Consider the following 16,012-nt stretch of genomic DNA (forward strand, 5'->3'; position numbering starts at 1 on the left):
GGCGCACACCCGCGATGCTATTGCTATACAACAAATACTTCACCTTAGATGACAACCCACGGATCCTATATCTCATTTTTTAGCCAGCAACAACTCAAGGCCACGAGACAAATTATGCACTACATGAAACACTACCCTCCTGAAATCAACAGTTTTTCACGCACCTTACTCACAACACCTCTTAGTGTTTCTTGATCATGCTTAGTAATTTTATACTTAGCCATCATTTCGATTGAGCGCTCGATAGCATCTAGTATCATTGCGATCTGCCCGCTTTCATTCGCGCATTTAAACCTCTCATGTTCAATGCGCAACCTACAATCAAATTCTTTATCCTTCTTATTGAATTTTATTAGTTCTGGAGACCACCCGGCAAACTTGTCAGACAGTATTATAGATATAAAGCTCCAGGTTTTTAATTCAGAATCCAGTATAACCCCACTCAAAAAATCTATCAGTAATGGTTCAATTTTTTTTCTCGCCGAACGCTCATGCTGACCTACATCTGCTTCTATTTCAGCTGACATAAAAAATTCCACAAATAACTCCTCAATAGTCACTTTTATTAAGGCGCGGGCGCTGACCGTCGTGATGAGCCTTATGCTCTACAATTTTTTCGTGCTGCCACCGATGCATTTCGCGTTTAGTGCCTGTTTCTTCATAATGCATTGTCACCCCTTCAGACTTCAAATATTTAGTGGGATAACGTTTTTTCGCCATAGTAGTTTCGCCATACTTCATAACTTCAAGAGTATCTTCATCTCTCAAGGTATATCCAATAGCTGGCGCATCACTATCCAAATCATTCCCATGAACCTTTTTAGTCGGATCTGGCGCATCCGGGCAGCGTCTGGCTGGATTGGCTCCCGGCCCGAAGGTTCCGTTAGGCTTTCTCGGCTGCCCTTTCCAAAGCCCCAGCGGATCAACCCACTCCACCGGATTCGGCGCATACGCATAAAGATTCAACCCACCCGCATAGCTGATCGGGTCTTTGCTAACAAACCGTCCGGCCCGTGGATCATAGTACCTGTACCGATTGTAGTGCAGCCCTGTTTCGTGATCGTGGTACTGCCCCTGAAACCTGATTGGGTTGGTCAGGCCTTTCTGCTGTGCTCATTCCGAGCGTTGTTCTTTGACTTCTCCCCACGCCCTGTACTGGGCGCTTCAGGCGATTTGGCCGGTGTGGTCGGCTATGGGTCCATAGCGGGTCCTGGTCGATGTCATAGGCGCCGGTGTAACTTCGCTGAGCCAATAACTAACTCGTCAGCAAATTTCGTCCACTGCCTAACTCTCCAATCAAAGCCAACTTAAATTATCTTTACCGCTGACCAAACTACATTTTCCGAAGGGCAAAATTCCACGCCCTTAAATCACTCTTCTGATGCCTAAAATACCTCAGAACAAATAAGCGTATCGCTACCAGACAATATCTTTTTATGTTTAAAAAGATCTAGAACCCACTCACCAAGAAGAACAAATCTCTTAAACCTAAAAGGCCTACCACTATCTTCCACAAAAAAATACAATAGATCCGCACTCCCTCTTTAATCCAACTTTTAAAATAAAACGGCATTGTACTTTTTCGAAGACATGCATTCACCCCACCTGAAACAACTTTAACTCTTGAGGTATCAATAATCAATACACCAAGCTTACAACACAAAGCAAAAAAATAATGACTTACAATATAGAAACACCTTAAAATACCACGCATATCGAATTCATAATTTCTATCTTTAAAAATAAGCACCCTCCCACCAAAAAAAGGAATGCGCGAACTGACTCTACCTCTTTCTACATACCATGGAAAAACCCATACTCGACATTATCAGCCGCGCAATAGTATTTATCATACAAAGCGGAATTTAAAACTCCAAGCGAACAGCCTGAATCTTCGTTTTGTGAAAGCCAGTGAAAATTTATACAAACCTCAAAAGATCAACCATCTAACTCGACGCGAAGTCATACTTTTCGCCAATAGAGCCTCTTTTTGATCAAGATTGAATAATTGATATTTTAACCCACGCCAAAGCCTCATCAAGGTCCGCTTTCCAAGGTAACTCTAAAAGGGAGTTGCAGGTACTAAAAAGAGGCACATGAAATCACTATTGAAGTGACAGCCATCTTGCTCATCTCGGATTTCGATATTTAATTTCTAAGCAAGGCATCCGTAAAATAGAGGAATATTATTTTTGGCACCGACCGGATTGTAGCGACTCAATAGTTACATCGACCCGGTCAACTGCTCTGCATGGACAGGAGCTACGTTGAGCTCCTTGTAGCGCCATCAGCCATCAGGGTACGTATTTTAATCAGTTCTTTTTCAAGAATTTTCATGTCGGGAGGTATTTTTTTTGCTGCTTTAGATCTCAACCATGCGGCTTCTTTATGCTTGAGAAGCTCTATCCCCTCAACAGTAAAATCATTTCTATAGTAATGGCGATCGATTAAATTACCATCATTATCAAAAGCTGTTACTGTAAGCAATCCATTGTCGAAAAAAAAACGTCTAAGAGCCGTAAGCATGCGCCTCACAATAACTTGCGACTCAAGATCAGGAACTATATTTCCGTTCTCATCCATTATTTTATAAGCCGCCACTATGGACTCTACAGTCCCCCATACTGAATAATTGTGGTTCATTTCAAGGTATCCTCACGATTTCAGAAACGCCATTAACTGGAATTAAATCTCGAGTTGTTCTATCACGTATAAATACCCCGCCCTCTGTGTGAATGTTGATTTCCTTCTCTATTTGTTTCGTTTTATCGGCGGTCGGACTGGTCACCTCAAAGGTCTGCGCCTTACCATCCTCGATAACGACTGTATCAACACGACGCCTTTCTTCTGAAATAGGATCCTTAACAGACTTCCCAGATGCGTCACGTAGATAACACTCACATTGGATCGTCGCGTCAGGGTATTTCTCCTTGATCTTTGCATTAAATTCTTGGTGGCGACGATCCCCCTCAACTGCGTTTTTGATTCGCGCCAACCCCAGCGGATCAACCCACTCCACCGGATTCGGCGCATACGCATACAGGTTCAACCCACCCGCATAGCTGATCGGGTCTTTGCTAACAAACCGTCCGACCCGTGGATCATAGTACCTATACCGATTGTAGTGCAGCCCTGTTTCGTGATCGTGGTATTGCCCCTGAAACCTGATTGGGTTGGTCAGGCTTTTCTGCTGTGCCCATTCCGAGCGTTGTTCTTTGACTTCTCCCCACGCGCTGTACTGCGCGCTCCAGGCGATTTGGCCGGTGGGGTCGGTCAGTTCTTGTGGCGTGCCCAGGTGGTCGCACTGGTACCACGCCAGTACGTCAATCGGTAGCGCTTGCGGGGTGTGGGTCCATAGCGGGTCTTGGTCGATGTCGTAGGCGCCGGTGTAACTCGGTTGGGCCAGCAGGCGCATCGGTTGGTGGCGCAGGGCCTGGGCCACGGGGACGAAGGTGCCGGGTTCGTAGAGGTAGTGGACGGTTTTGCCACTGGCGCCGTCGGCCTGCGCGGGGCTGCTTTCCCAGGCGAGGGTGTCGCCGTCCCAGCCGAATAAGGTGAAGCCGCACCCCAGTTCGCGCTGTTTGCGCGCCTGTTCGTTGCGGTTCCACTGCGAGCCGGCTTCGCTTCGGTTTAGGTGGTGGGCGTTGGAGTGTTTGTAGAGACGTCTTCCCAGCGGGTCGTAGGCGTAGTCGACGCGCAGTTGGCTGTTTTCAAAGCGTACCAGGCGGTCAAACAGGTCCCAGTGCAGGCGGCTTTGCTGGCCGTTGTGCCAGCGGCGGATCTGGTTGCCGCGTTCGTCGTAGTCGTAGTGGCTGCCGGCGTATTCGCGCAGCAGGTTGTCCATCAGTTTGTTGCGCTTGGGGTTTTGCTCCAGCGGTCGTTGCACCTGTTGATTTTGTTCGTCCAGCAGGTTGCTGGCCGGGTCGAAGGCGAAGGTTTCGACGCCCAGGCGGCTAGTGGCGTTGAGCAGTCGGCCAACCGGGTCGTAGCGGTAGGACAGCGGCCCACGGCGGCTGTCGTGGATGTCGGTCAGTTGGCTGGCTGCGTCGTACTGATAGGTGCGTTTGAGCAGGGTGGTTTTGTCGTCGCTGCGGCCTAAAAGCTGTTCTTGCAGGCGCCCGGCCGGGTCCCATTGTTGGGTTTGTAGAAGACAGTTGCCCTGATGACGGGCGACTTCGCGGTGCAGGTCGTCGCGTTCGTAGCCGATCAGTTCGTGTTCGTCGAGGCGCAGGCCCAGCAGGTGGCCGCTGCCGTAGGTCAGCCAGCTCACTCTGTGGCCGTCCGGGCGGGTGGTGGCGATGCGTTGGTTGAGCACGTCGTATTCGTGCTGCCACACGGCAACTACCGGGGTTTGCAAACTCAGGTAGTGCTGGTGTTCGCGCAGCAGGTTGCCCGCCGGGTCGTGGAACCATTGCAGGCGGCTGTCGGCGTTGCTGGCCATGACCAAATTGCCGTTGCCGTCGTAGGCGAAGGTTTCGGTTTGGGTGGTGCCGCCCAGGCGTGCGGTGCGTTCGATGAGGCGGCCGGTGGGGTCGAACTCGACCTGGGTGGTGCGCTGGCCGTCGACGGTGCTGGCCAGGCGCCCGGTTGATTCGTCGTACGCGTACAGGGTGCTGCGTCCGTCAAAACCGGTCTCTTTGAGCAAGCGACCAACCGGGTCGTAATGAAAAGTCGCCTGTTGCCGGTTTTCGTTTTCCAGCGCGAGCAGTTGCCCGAGGCGGTCCCAGCGGTAGCGCAGGGTCTGTTCGGCGGCGTCGATACGTTCGTCGATCAAACCGGCGGCGGTGTAGCTCCAGGTGGTGCAGCGGTTGAGGCCATCGGTGTGGGCCAGCAGTCGGCCTTCGGCGTCGCGGCTGAAGCGTTCTTCGGTGTTATCGGGATGCTTGATATGGATCAGTTGACCGGCTTTATAGAGGTACTCGGTTGTGTTGCCCGCGGCATCGGTGAAGCGGACCATCTGGCCGAGGTCGTTGTACTCCCAAACGCTGGTTTTGCCGGAGCAGTCGGTGTACTCGATAAGTTGCCCGGCATCGTTGTAAGCAAGGGTCTTTTCGTTGCCGTTGGCGTCTTTGATGGCGCTCGGCAAGCCCGCTGCGGTGTAGGTGTACTCGGTTTTGTTGCCCAGCGGGTCGATGGTTTCGATCAGGTTGCCCTGATCGTCGTAGTCACGCAGCCACAGGCCACCTTCGGCGTCGCTGATTTTGATCAGCTGGTCGTGATCGTCGTAGGCGTAGTGCATGACGCTGTGGTCGGCGCGGGTATGTTCGAGCAGGTTGCTGCGATCGTCGTAGGCGTAGCGGTCGGTGCTGCCGTCGGGATGCACGTGGCGCACGATGTTTTTCGCGTCGTCGCGGAACAGCCATTCCGAGCGCCCGTCGGCATGGCGGATGCGGTAGGTGTAGCCGAGGATGTCGTAGTAGTGCCAGGTCTCGTGGCCGTGGGCGTCGGTGACGTAGGTCAGGCGGATGTTTTCGTCCCACTCCAGGCGCGTGTCGAAGCTTCCGTCGTCGGCCCATTCACGGACTGCTTTCGCGTCGGGGCCGGTGCCTTGCCATTGCAAGTTCATGCCGCGATTCGTGCGGTCGGTGTAGCGGGTGATCAGGTGGTGCTGGTATTGGTACGTCCAGGCGGCGCCGTTTTCGTCCTGGGCGTTGATCAGGTCGCCGTGGGCATCGTAGTAGTAGGCCGCCAGTTGGCGCACCGGCGCGCTGTCGCGGATTTCCCACAGGCCTGTGAGGCGCCCGTGGTCGTCGATCATCGTACCCAGATGTAAATGGACGTTGTCGAGGTCGCCCTGATAGGTGATGAGGTCGGACAACACCGGTTGGTCGTTGTGGCGGTATTCGTGGTGCAGCATGACGCCTGCGCCGTTGCGCAGTTCGATTTGCGCGAGCAGGAAGCGGTCGCCGTGACGCACATAGGTTTCCCTGCGTTCGAAACCGCGGCAGAGGAGTAAGGAATTTTCAGTGACGCGCACCAGCGTCAGGTTTTCAATGGCGTCGTAGTGCGCCTGGCCGACGGGTTTGAGTGCGTATTTATGCTCACGGCCGTCAGAATCGTGGAACACCAGCCCCTTGTCGTGCAGGTCAAAGCGGGTGGTGAATTCGGTGATCCAGCGCGCGCCCAGGGCGCCTTGATCGTAGGCACTCAGGCGTGAGTAATAGGTGCGTGTCCAGTCAATCGGGAACGGGCCGGGCAAGCTGAAGTCGGTGTGGCTCAGGGATTCGGAGCCCAGCGCGAAATTTATGCTGCGCGGTGTACGGTCACAGGCGCAGTTTTTTGCGGGATTGGCCATCCCTGTTGCAGACGCTTGTTTACCGGTGGAGTCGATCTGTCCCTCAGCCGCCGTTTGCTTGGCCTTGTTGGTTTCCGTGGGTTTGACGTTGGTGCTTTGCCCATGGACATTGCGCTTGCGCCACAAGGCCGTGGCGCTGGACAGGATCAACAACAACCAGCCAATCGAGTACTCAACGTCTTCGGCGGTGAGCGCGCTCAGTTGCGTGCGCAGCTCTGGCCCCATCGCCCGCAGTTGAGCCGCGTGGGCGGTGACGGAACGTTTGATATCGTCGGGCAGCAGGTGCTGCGTGGCGCTGTTGGCCATGCCTTTGCCAGCGGCTTTGTAGGCGCTGAACAAGCCGCCGAAGATGTTGCTGATGGCCGCTTTGGGGTCATGCAGCAACTGATCGCCCGCCGCACTGATCTGCGCACTTGCTGCCTCCAGATCCCCACCGGCATCGAGGGTGCCGTTGACGGCGGCTTCCAGCCCCTTGGCGATTTCGTTGAGCATGTCTTCGCCGAGCTTGCCGGCGTCGGCGAGGATCTGCGGCAGCTTGGCCCGGGCTTGCTCGACGAAGTCATCGAGACTGCCGACGATGGACGCGTTCAGGTGGCCCACCAGAATCTCGATGACCGAGGCACTGAGCATCAGTTTGGTGGTAGAGCGCATCTCCTGACGCACCAGGTGCAAGGTCGGGCGCAGGGTCATGCGCGCAGCGGCCATGGTCGGTGGCAAGGGCAAGACGCCGATCAGGTTAATCGCCAGGCTCGCCCACAGCAGCAGGTCGCGTTTTTCAGTCTTGCTCAGCGTGACGACGTCGCCCAACGCGTCTACCAGCGCCATGATGTTACCGACCACGGGCAAAGCCCCGGCCACCCCCTGGATCCGTTCGAGGGTGACGATCCCGCCACTCATCTCCTGCAACCAGGCATCGAACACGGCGGCGCCACTGGCCACGTCTTTGACGTCGATGGCACTGAGCGGAACGATGGCGACCTGTGGGCCGCGTTTTTCTACAGCCGTATTTTCAGGGGTCATGAAAGCATCTCACCCGCCAACAGGCCGGGGGTCTTGAAGGAAAGCGAAGGGGGGGTGAAGGTCGGCAGCGCCGGCAGGCTCGGCATTGCGCCGCTGTTATTGGCCAGACTCAGCAAACTTGACGCGCTGGGCAGCGCGGCACTGGCCAGTTGCGGGATACCCGCTACGCCTGCTTGCAGCGCGGTTTTAACGGTCTGCGCCGATTGCATCGCGCCTTGGGCGGTCTGGATCACGCTCATGCCGCGCTGCACTGTGGCCATACCGGTCTTGGCCATGTCCCTGCCGCTTTTGCCCAGGCTTTTTCCTTGCTCTAGCAGGTCGGCACTTTTGCCCTGACGCGGCAACAGGTCGGCGACCATGCTCTGGATTGGCCCGGGAAGGCTGTCTGCCGCGGATGCGCCGGGTGTTTGAAGGGGCCATTCGGGCTTGCCGATGTAACTGCCGTCGCTCCAGGTGTCTGCCGGGTCAGGCCCAAACGTGACCCGCGCAGGGCCGGGTGCCGCACCGGCCACGGCCGCAAAACCTTTGGGGTCGAGTGCGCCCTTGATGCGCTTGCCCAGCGCGTCGATCACTTCGTAATCACCCCCCTTGATGCCCTGGCGGTTGGCGTACTGGTTGAACAGTTCGAGATTGCCTTTGCCGGGCTTGAGCGGTTCGGGGAATACACCGGCCAGGCTTTTGGCGCCGGTGTACGCAAAGTTGGACGCGTGAGCGGTATACGGGCCGGTGGTGACGTGGGTGATGCCACCAGCGTTATAGGTGGTGGCACTGCCGCCGCCCTGAATCACCAGCTCGGTTTTGGCCGTCAGGGTGATGCGGTCGGCGTTGGCGGTGATGTTCAGTTTGGCCAGCAGGTTGATGCTGTCCTTGAGCGCTCGCACATCAATGTCGCCGGACGCGGCCACCAGTCGCCAGCCCAGGTTTTGCACAAACAGGCGCATACCCTGACTGGCACTGGCGAGCAATTTCTTGCCGATGGACAAACTCGTGTGCCCGGTGCTGCTCAAGCCCAAGTGCTCGCCCGTGGCGATGTGGGTCGATTGCGGCGTGCTCAGCGCGATCCCCGCCGGGCTCGCCAATACCAGATGCGGTTCGCTGAACTCCGGAAATTCATTGGCACTGGCGTTGGCCGGGCCGCTGCCGATAATCCCTTGATGCTGGGCGTGCAGGGCCTTGGCCACGGCATCCTGGTCACCGGCTTCCTGCGCCTTGTTTTCCATGGCCTGCATCGACAAGCCGTCCTGCTGGTCACTGGCGGTGGCCAACCGCTCGGCGGTTTCGGGCAGGTCTTTGTGATGCCTGGACTCATTGGGGCGCGGTTCGGTGGTAATCAGCAAACCGGCGGCGGCGCGCACGGCCCCGTGCCGGTCTGTGCGCAATTCAAACCCTTCACCGCGAGGCTGCCCGCCCGAAGGCCGGGGATGGGTCAAATAGCCCAGGTTGATCGCACTGGCGCCGTGATCACTGCGCAGCGCGATGCTGATTTCGCTGGTGGTGTCGTCAATGCGCAGTTCGTTGGCGCGGCTGCCTTTGTATTCCTTGCTTTTGACAGTGGCGAGGGTTTTGAGCTCGGGCAATTTGTACGGCGGCAAATTCACACCGTGGTACAGGCAACCCGTGATCAGTGGCTGGTCGGGGTCGCCCTCAAGGAAGGTAATCAGCACTTCCATGCCGATGCGCGGCAGGTTGATTGACCCGAAACTCTGGCTCGCCCAGTTCGAGGCCACACGCATCCAGCAACTGGTTTTATCGTCGAACGCGCCTTCGCGGTCCCAATAAAACTGCACTTTGACCCGCCCGTACTCGTCGCAGTAAATCTCTTCGCCGGCCGGGCCGGTGACGATGGCGCTCTGGCTGCCGAGCACTTTGGGTTTGGGGTTTTTCAGCGGGGGACGGTAGGGCACGTCCCACGGGATGGCGCTAAAGGTGTTGCGATAGCCCTGATGAAAGTCGTCTTTTGAATCGGTGACATCACTGGTCACGGACTCTTCCAGCACCTGCGGCTGTTTGCCGTGGTGGGTGATTTCAGTCAGCAGCCACAGGTCGTTCCACGTTGCATTGGCGTGACCGGTCAGCGGCAGAAAATGCCCGCTGACTAGCAGCGGCTGGTCGCTTTTGCCCTTGGCCAGTTGATAGTCAGTGCGATGGCGTTCCAGATTGCGGTTGGCCAAGTGAGTGCCGCGCTCGCGATCGACAAACCGTCCAGGGTAGTCGTAGTCCTCCAGGTCCGGCAACGCCTTGCTCTTGGCGTCACTTTGCAGCTCGATGCGTGGTTTGGTGAAGTCGTAATCGCGGCGCGTGACACGGGTGGTGCGGGTGGCCAGGCGCATACCAAACCGTTTGACCACGGGGGTGTCCGCCACCAGCCCGGTGTCCTGCTGATAGGGCACCGGCGCCAGTTTCGGGAAGATCGTCTGGTCGTCGCCGAACACCAGCAAGTGCGCATCCGGGCGGTGCTCAAAGTGAAAGTGGATGCCTTCTTCTTCGCACAAGCGCTGGATAAACGTCAGGTCCGACTCGTCGTACTGCACGCAATACACGCGTTCGGGGTAGGTCGCGCTGAGCTGGAATTTATAATCGCAGGCCAGAATGCCGTGCTCTTCCAGCACCTGCGAGATGATCTGGCGGACTGTTTTTTGTTGGAAAATTCGTTGATTGACCCGGTGCGCCAAGTACGACAAATGCGGGCGCAACGACAGGTGGTAGCGGGTCAGGCGTCTGCCGGCTTCGCCTCGGGAGATGCTGTACACCTGCCCGTGAATACCCGTCCCTGACGCAGAAATGCGCAGGAACGCTTGCGTGTGTAGCAGTTTTTCGAGGTCAAGGAAGGCCCGTTCACTGACCAGCTCCAGATCAAAAACAAACGGCATGTTCAAGGCCTCGCGGCCCTTGAAGGCCAATACCTGAAAGTCCGCTCCCGCAAGGGTTAGCGTGAAATGGGGTTGATCCGCCGGTGAAAACATCCTTGACTCCTCATGCAGTGCTGCAGGCGTGCGTCGCGAAAAAAGAGGCGACGAAAACACATCATTCCGGGGTTAAACCTGCGCACCGACCCTCAAGGCGCCCGTGCGCAGAAACACTCAGCCAGCCTTAGCCAGCCACCGGCGAGCGCCAGTCATCGGAACCGGAAGTGCCCGACACTTCGTGGGTCCAGGTGATTTTTCGGTAGGTGAACTCCACGTCTTCAAGGTGCGTGAAGTGCGAATTCGACGGGTCCTGGCAGTTGTGCATGTAGTCCTTGATGTCGACGATGATGGCGTCTTCAAGTTTGGTGGTGAAGTAATGCTCTTGCGTGCCGGCAGCCGAGGTGCGGAACCACTGGATTTCGATTTCGGTCAGGCGCTCGCCCGAGGTCAGTGCGGCCAGCAGCAGCGGCGAGGACTTGTCGAACACCTTGGTGATCTTCACCGGCTTGTGAACACGCTGGCCGGTCGGTTGGCCCGATTGCGGGTCGCGAGGGATGATCACTTCGTGGCTAAAACCCTGGACCATGACCTGATCTTCATGACCTTCCTGATACGTGTTGCCCACCGAATCTGCGGTGAATGCACCGGCTGTAATCAGACCCTGTTTGGTGCCGGTGATGGACATGTAAGCTGGCGTCGCCATTGAGGCTCTCCTTGCTGAAAAATGAGACTTGAAAGGCCCAAATGCCGCTCAAGTGCTGAACTGGGTAATCAAAGTTCGTGCCAGCTTTTATCAAGTCATTTAAAAACAAGGAGTTACGCGAAGTAAGGAATTTTGCTGGTTATTTTTTAAACAAAAACCTCTCAAAAGTGCGCAAGAAGTTGCGCAGTACTGTGCAACTTCTTGCGCACTCGTCTGTAGGCCACGGTTTATATGCAGCGTGGCCATGTATCCACACAGTTATCCACATTTGAGTGCGCAACTTCTTGCGCAGTTGGTGTTTTTTGCCGGAAGAGTGTCGAGGGGATTTCAGGGTGTCAATTGAAGTGAAAAGAGCCCTTGCCGGAAGGGTATTCGCAGAGCAAAAAAATGACGACTGCGGAGGGGGTTTGGTTGTATGTCGCCTGCCATTCTTCTCTGGTTAATACACAGTGTGTTAATGCCGGTGATGAGTGAGTTTTAGGAGCGCTTGAATTATTTTCGAATTATCAGAATTTTCTGATAGATATCCTGTTTGAGTGCAACGAATATTGTCAGACAAATTTTGCCACATTGATTAATGGATTCAGGTCTTCATATTAAGAGCGCAACCTATTGATTTATAAGTGATAAAGCAAAAAATAGGCGCTATTCCTTCAGCGTCTGTAGGCTTGATTTCAAGTCTTGTCAAGCAAGTCGGCGTAACCGGTTCTGATATGCAAAAGTGTCGGTCAGTTGTTTTGAAAATATGAAAGGCATAATCCCTTGTGATGAGTCGGTGGCGATTTTTTGGTAACGACTCGTTAATTTTTTGTGTATCCTCTCGGCCCGCATCAAATGTCAAAGTGCCATAAAGGTGTTGACGACGCTTGATATAAAGCCAGTTTGGCCCCGTGTTCAGAGCATGGGGCGAAAGTTGCTTAAGGGATGTGCCAGGAGGCACGAACGCTGTGGCGTTCAATCATCAAGGAGGTATAGATGACGTATTCAAATACGCTAATGGTCCGCTATGCCGACTTGGTCCGGCAGCCCATTTCCAGTGACAGTTTTGCCGGTGATGAAGTTCGCTACTCCAGTGAGTTTGAAGCGCTGGAAGCGGAGCTGGAAAAGGCCCAATCACTGCACGCCAGCGGCCCGATCGACTGGCTGAAAATTCAGGAAAACAGCGAGCACATTCTTCGACATTCTTCCAAGGATTTGCGTGTTGCAGCGTGGCTGACGTGGGCGTTGCATCTGCGTGAATCGTTTGCCGGCTTGCACGCCGGATTGGGCCTGCTGGTGTACCTGTGTGAGCACCACTGGGAACAATTCCACCCGGCCAAGGCGCGCACTCGCGCGGCTGCCATTGCATGGTTGGTGCCACGCCTTGAAGGTGCGTTAAAAGACGACGTGCCGATCAAGGAGCAACTGCCGCTCTTTCGCAGTCTGGTCAAACAGTTGCAAGCGCTGGACGCGGTGCTGACCCGGCACCTGGATGATGCCGCACCGTTGCTGCTGCCCATTCACCGGCGACTGGCCAATATGGTCCAGCGCGCTGCCAATAATGAGCCCGAACCTGGCGTCGTCGGGGCGGTGGTCGCTCAGGTCAAGCAGGCCGCCAACCAGCTGTTTACGCCTGGCACTCCCATCGATAACGAAAAAGATGCGCAAAAAGCCCTGCGTGGCCAGCAGGACAGTGCGCGTGCGCTGTGCGGCTGGTGGCTCAAACACAAAGCCACGGATGTGCGGGCGTTGCGCCTCAATCGAACGTTGATGTGGATGGCTATCGATGCCGTGCCTGAGCGCAACGCGGAGCACATTACCGCGCTGCGCGGGCTGCCTGCCGACAAGCTCAAGGCCTATGAAGATCGTTTCGCCCAGGGGCAGTACGCCGACTTGTTGGTCGAGGTAGAAGCAAGCCTGGGCAAGGCCCCGTTCTGGTTCGATGGTCACCGGATTGTGTGGGAATGCTTGCAGGCCCTGAACGCCGACCTCGCCATGCGCGAAGTGGAGATTCACTTCAGCCTGCTGGTTCAGCGACTGCCGGGCATCATTGAATTGCGCTTCCATGACGGTGCGCCGTTTGCTGACCCCGCGACGCGCGCATGGATCAGTGCCAGCGTCATGCCGCACCTGCAAAGCGCCAGTGCGCCGCGCAAGGTCGAAGTGGCCGCAACTCAGCCTGCCTGGGAGCTTGCCCTTGAAGAGGTGCTGCCGATCTTGCGCAAGGACGGCCTCAAACCCGCCGTGCAGATCCTCAAGCAAGGTTTGCAAAACGCTCAGGGCGGGCGCGTGCGATTTTTTTGGCAGTTCGCCCTCGCGCGACTGTGTTTCATGGCCAAGAAGTACGAGCTGGCCAAGACCCAGCTTGAAACCCTGGACCAAACCTTACAGGACTCAGGCCTGAATGCCTGGGAACCCGATCTTGCGCTGCAAGTGCTGCATTTATTGCATAGCTGCTGCGAGTTATTGCCGCAGAACCATGCCGTACGCGAACGCAGGGATGAGATATATCGCAGGTTGTGCCACCTCGATCTTGAAGTGGTACTCGAATAGGCCCCAGGGTCACACAAGCAAGGAAAAAAACCATGGCCAAAGAAGGCTCGGTAGCCCCCAAGGAACGCATCAACGTCACCTTCAAACCCGCCACCGGTGGCGCGCAGGAGGAAATCGAACTGCCGTTGAAGCTGCTTTCGATCGGTGATTACACCCACCGCAAGGATGAACGCAAAGTCGAAGATCGCAAGCCGATCAGCATCGACAAAATGACGTTCGATGAAGTGCTGGCCAAACAAGAGCTGAGCCTGACCTTGAGCGTTCCCAACCGTCTTCAGGAACAAAGCGACACTGAAGAGTTGGCCGTCGAACTGCGCGTTAACTCGATGAAAGACTTCAACCCGGCCAGCCTTGTTGAGCAAGTCCCCGAGTTGAAAAAGCTGATGGAGCTGCGCGACGCATTGATGGCCCTAAAAGGACCACTGGGCAATGCGCCGGCCTTTCGCAAAGCCATTGAAGGCGTTTTGGCCGACGATGAATCCCGTGGTCGCGTATTGGGTGAGCTGGGCTTGAACGCCGCCGCCCAGGACGCTTGAGCCCCCATCAGCCAAGGAAGACAACGCTATGAGCACCCATGCAGCGCAGCAAAGCAGTACGGAAAACGGCGAATACAGCATTCTCGACACTATCATCGCGCAGACGCGACTGACGCCGGACGATGAGGCCTATGACATTGCCAAGCGAGGCGTGTCGGCCTTTATCGAGGAGTTGCTCAAGCCGCAGAACAATGGCGAGCCGGTCAAGAAGGCCATGGTTGACCGCATGATCGCCGAGATCGATGCCAAGCTCAGCCGTCAGATGGACGAAATCCTGCACCACCCTGATTTCCAGTCGCTGGAGTCGTCGTGGCGTGGCCTGCAATTGCTGGTTGATCGCACGGACTTCCGTGAAAACATCAAGATCGAAATCCTCAATGTGTCCAAGGAAGACTTGCTGGACGATTTCGAGGATTCGCCGGAAGTCATGCAGGCCGGCCTCTATAAGCACATCTACACCGCTGAGTACGGCCAGTTCGGTGGGCAGCCGGTGGGCGCGATCATCGCCAACTATTACCTGTCGCCCAGCTCGCCCGACGTGAAGCTGATGCAGTACGTGTCCAGTGTCGCGTGCATGTCCCATGCGCCGTTCATTGCGGCGGCCGGTCCCAAATTCTTTGGCCTGGAAAGCTTCACCGGCTTGCCGGACCTCAAGGACCTGAAAGATCACTTTGAAGGCCCGCAGTTCGCCAAGTGGCAGAGCTTCCGCCAATCGGAAGACTCGCGTTACGTTGGCCTGACGGTGCCGCGCTTCTTGCTGCGCAACCCGTATGACCCGGAAGAAAACCCGGTCAAATCGTTCGTCTACAAAGAAACCGTTGCCAACAGCCACGAGCACTACCTGTGGGGCAACACGGCCTACGCCTTCGGCACCAAACTGACGGACAGCTTCGCCAAATTCCGCTGGTGCCCGAACATCATCGGCCCGCAAAGCGGTGGGGCAGTCGAAGACTTGCCGTTGCACCATTTCGAAAGCATGGGCGAGATCGAGACCAAGATTCCGACCGAAGTGCTGGTGTCCGACCGCCGTGAGTACGAATTGGCCGAAGAAGGTTTCATTTCCCTGACCATGCGTAAAGGCAGCGACAACGCTGCCTTCTTCTCGGCCAGCTCGGTGCAGAAGCCCAAATTCTTTGGCATCAGTGCCGAAGGCAAAGCCGCCGAATTGAACTACAAGCTGGGCACCCAGCTGCCGTACATGATGATCGTCAACCGCCTTGCCCACTACTTGAAAGTGCTGCAGCGCGAGCAACTTGGATCGTGGAAAGAGCGTACCGACCTTGAGTTGGAACTGAACAAGTGGATCCGTCAATACGTGGCCGATCAGGAGAACCCGAGCGCGGAAGTACGGGGTCGTCGTCCGCTGCGTGCGGCGCAAATCATCGTCAGTGACGTTGAAGGGGAGCCGGGCTGGTACCGCGTCAGCCTCAATGTGCGCCCGCACTTCAAGTACATGGGCGCTGATTTCACGTTGTCCCTGGTGGGCAAGCTGGACAAAGAGTAAGCGGAGCGACTCATGACGGGATACGGCAGCCTTTTCGAACGCCTGAACGGCGATGCGGATAAACGCATCGGCTGGAGCCGGGAAGTCTCGGCCATGGCGTCAGTGGCTGCCCATCTCGGCAAGATGCTCAGCACCCGGGCGGGCAGCGTGCAAACGTTGTCCGATTACGGGTTGCCCGATCTCAATGACATGCGCTTGAGCCTGCATGACGCGTTGAGTCAGGCCCGCGAGGCGATCGAAGGTTTCATTGAAGCCTACGAGCCACGCTTGAGCCGTGTGTGTGTCGTTTCCTTGCCCCGTGATCACGATCAACTGCGCCTGACCTTCAGTATCGAAGGGCTGCTGGAAGTTGAAGGCATCAAGCGGCACGTGGCTTTTTCCGCCTGCCTGGACGGCAGCGGCCAAGTCAAGGTGACCTGACGCTACATCACGCGGGTCTAGCGACCGCAAGCAAGCAGTTCCTTACTCGCCGCACAGGGCACTCTGACGCGGCGGGCAAGGCAGATTTTTCATGAG

9 protein-coding genes and 1 pseudogene are annotated in these 16,012 nt (G+C 56.1%); 4 read left to right on the forward strand and 6 right to left on the reverse strand.

The window, feature by feature from the left end; all coding sequences use genetic code 11:
- Positions 1 to 131: 131 nt before the first annotated feature.
- The 6 genes and pseudogenes from V6F78_RS03170 to V6F78_RS03195 all read right to left on the reverse strand — a co-directional run bounded on the left by V6F78_RS03170 (position 132) and on the right by V6F78_RS03195 (position 10,924).
- Complete coding sequence (locus tag V6F78_RS03170; protein ID WP_047282176.1) at positions 132 to 539, reverse strand: Imm44 family immunity protein; 408 nt, start codon at positions 537 to 539, stop codon at positions 132 to 134.
- A gap of 366 nt (positions 540 to 905) precedes the next feature.
- Positions 906 to 1,098 (reverse strand): annotated as a pseudogene (locus tag V6F78_RS22385) (RHS repeat-associated core domain-containing protein); the annotation flags it as partial.
- A gap of 1,164 nt (positions 1,099 to 2,262) precedes the next feature.
- Positions 2,263 to 2,643: a hypothetical protein gene (locus V6F78_RS03180; protein WP_332726603.1), complete on the reverse strand. Its 381-nt coding sequence runs from the start codon at positions 2,641 to 2,643 to the stop codon at positions 2,263 to 2,265.
- Position 2,644: 1 nt separating this feature from the next.
- Positions 2,645 to 7,315: an RHS repeat-associated core domain-containing protein gene (locus tag V6F78_RS03185; protein WP_332726604.1), complete on the reverse strand. Its 4,671-nt coding sequence runs from the start codon at positions 7,313 to 7,315 to the stop codon at positions 2,645 to 2,647.
- Positions 7,312 to 10,278, reverse strand: coding sequence for a type VI secretion system Vgr family protein (locus V6F78_RS03190; protein WP_332726605.1), 2,967 nt, complete (start codon positions 10,276 to 10,278; stop codon positions 7,312 to 7,314). The genes V6F78_RS03185 and V6F78_RS03190 overlap by 4 nt, the downstream gene beginning before the upstream one ends.
- 127 nt (positions 10,279 to 10,405) lie before the next feature.
- Positions 10,406 to 10,924: an Hcp family type VI secretion system effector gene (locus V6F78_RS03195; RefSeq protein ID WP_047274249.1), complete on the reverse strand. Its 519-nt coding sequence runs from the start codon at positions 10,922 to 10,924 to the stop codon at positions 10,406 to 10,408.
- 996 nt (positions 10,925 to 11,920) lie between these two features.
- On the opposite strand from V6F78_RS03195, the gene tssA reads away from it, so the two are divergent.
- From tssA to tssE, 4 genes are read left to right on the forward strand one after another with little or no spacing between them, the layout of a single operon-like run.
- Positions 11,921 to 13,456, forward strand: coding sequence for a type VI secretion system protein TssA (tssA, locus tag V6F78_RS03200; protein ID WP_169862424.1), 1,536 nt, complete (start codon positions 11,921 to 11,923; stop codon positions 13,454 to 13,456).
- A gap of 32 nt (positions 13,457 to 13,488) precedes the next feature.
- A complete protein-coding gene (gene tssB, locus V6F78_RS03205) occupies positions 13,489 to 13,992 on the forward strand; it encodes a type VI secretion system contractile sheath small subunit (RefSeq protein WP_047274748.1) in 504 nt (167 codons plus the stop codon).
- A 28-nt stretch (positions 13,993 to 14,020) separates the two neighbouring features.
- Entirely contained in the window at positions 14,021 to 15,496 is a 1,476-nt protein-coding gene (gene tssC, locus V6F78_RS03210) for a type VI secretion system contractile sheath large subunit (RefSeq protein ID WP_047277004.1), read from the forward strand.
- Between the two features lie 12 nt (positions 15,497 to 15,508).
- On the forward strand, positions 15,509 to 15,916 hold the full coding sequence (gene tssE / locus V6F78_RS03215) for a type VI secretion system baseplate subunit TssE (RefSeq protein WP_047277003.1): 408 nt from the start codon (positions 15,509 to 15,511) through the stop codon (positions 15,914 to 15,916).
- Positions 15,917 to 16,012 lie beyond the last annotated feature (96 nt).

It is taken from the genome of Pseudomonas sp. ESBL9 (genome assembly GCF_036668715.1).
GTDB lineage: Bacteria > Pseudomonadota > Gammaproteobacteria > Pseudomonadales > Pseudomonadaceae > Aquipseudomonas > Aquipseudomonas lundensis.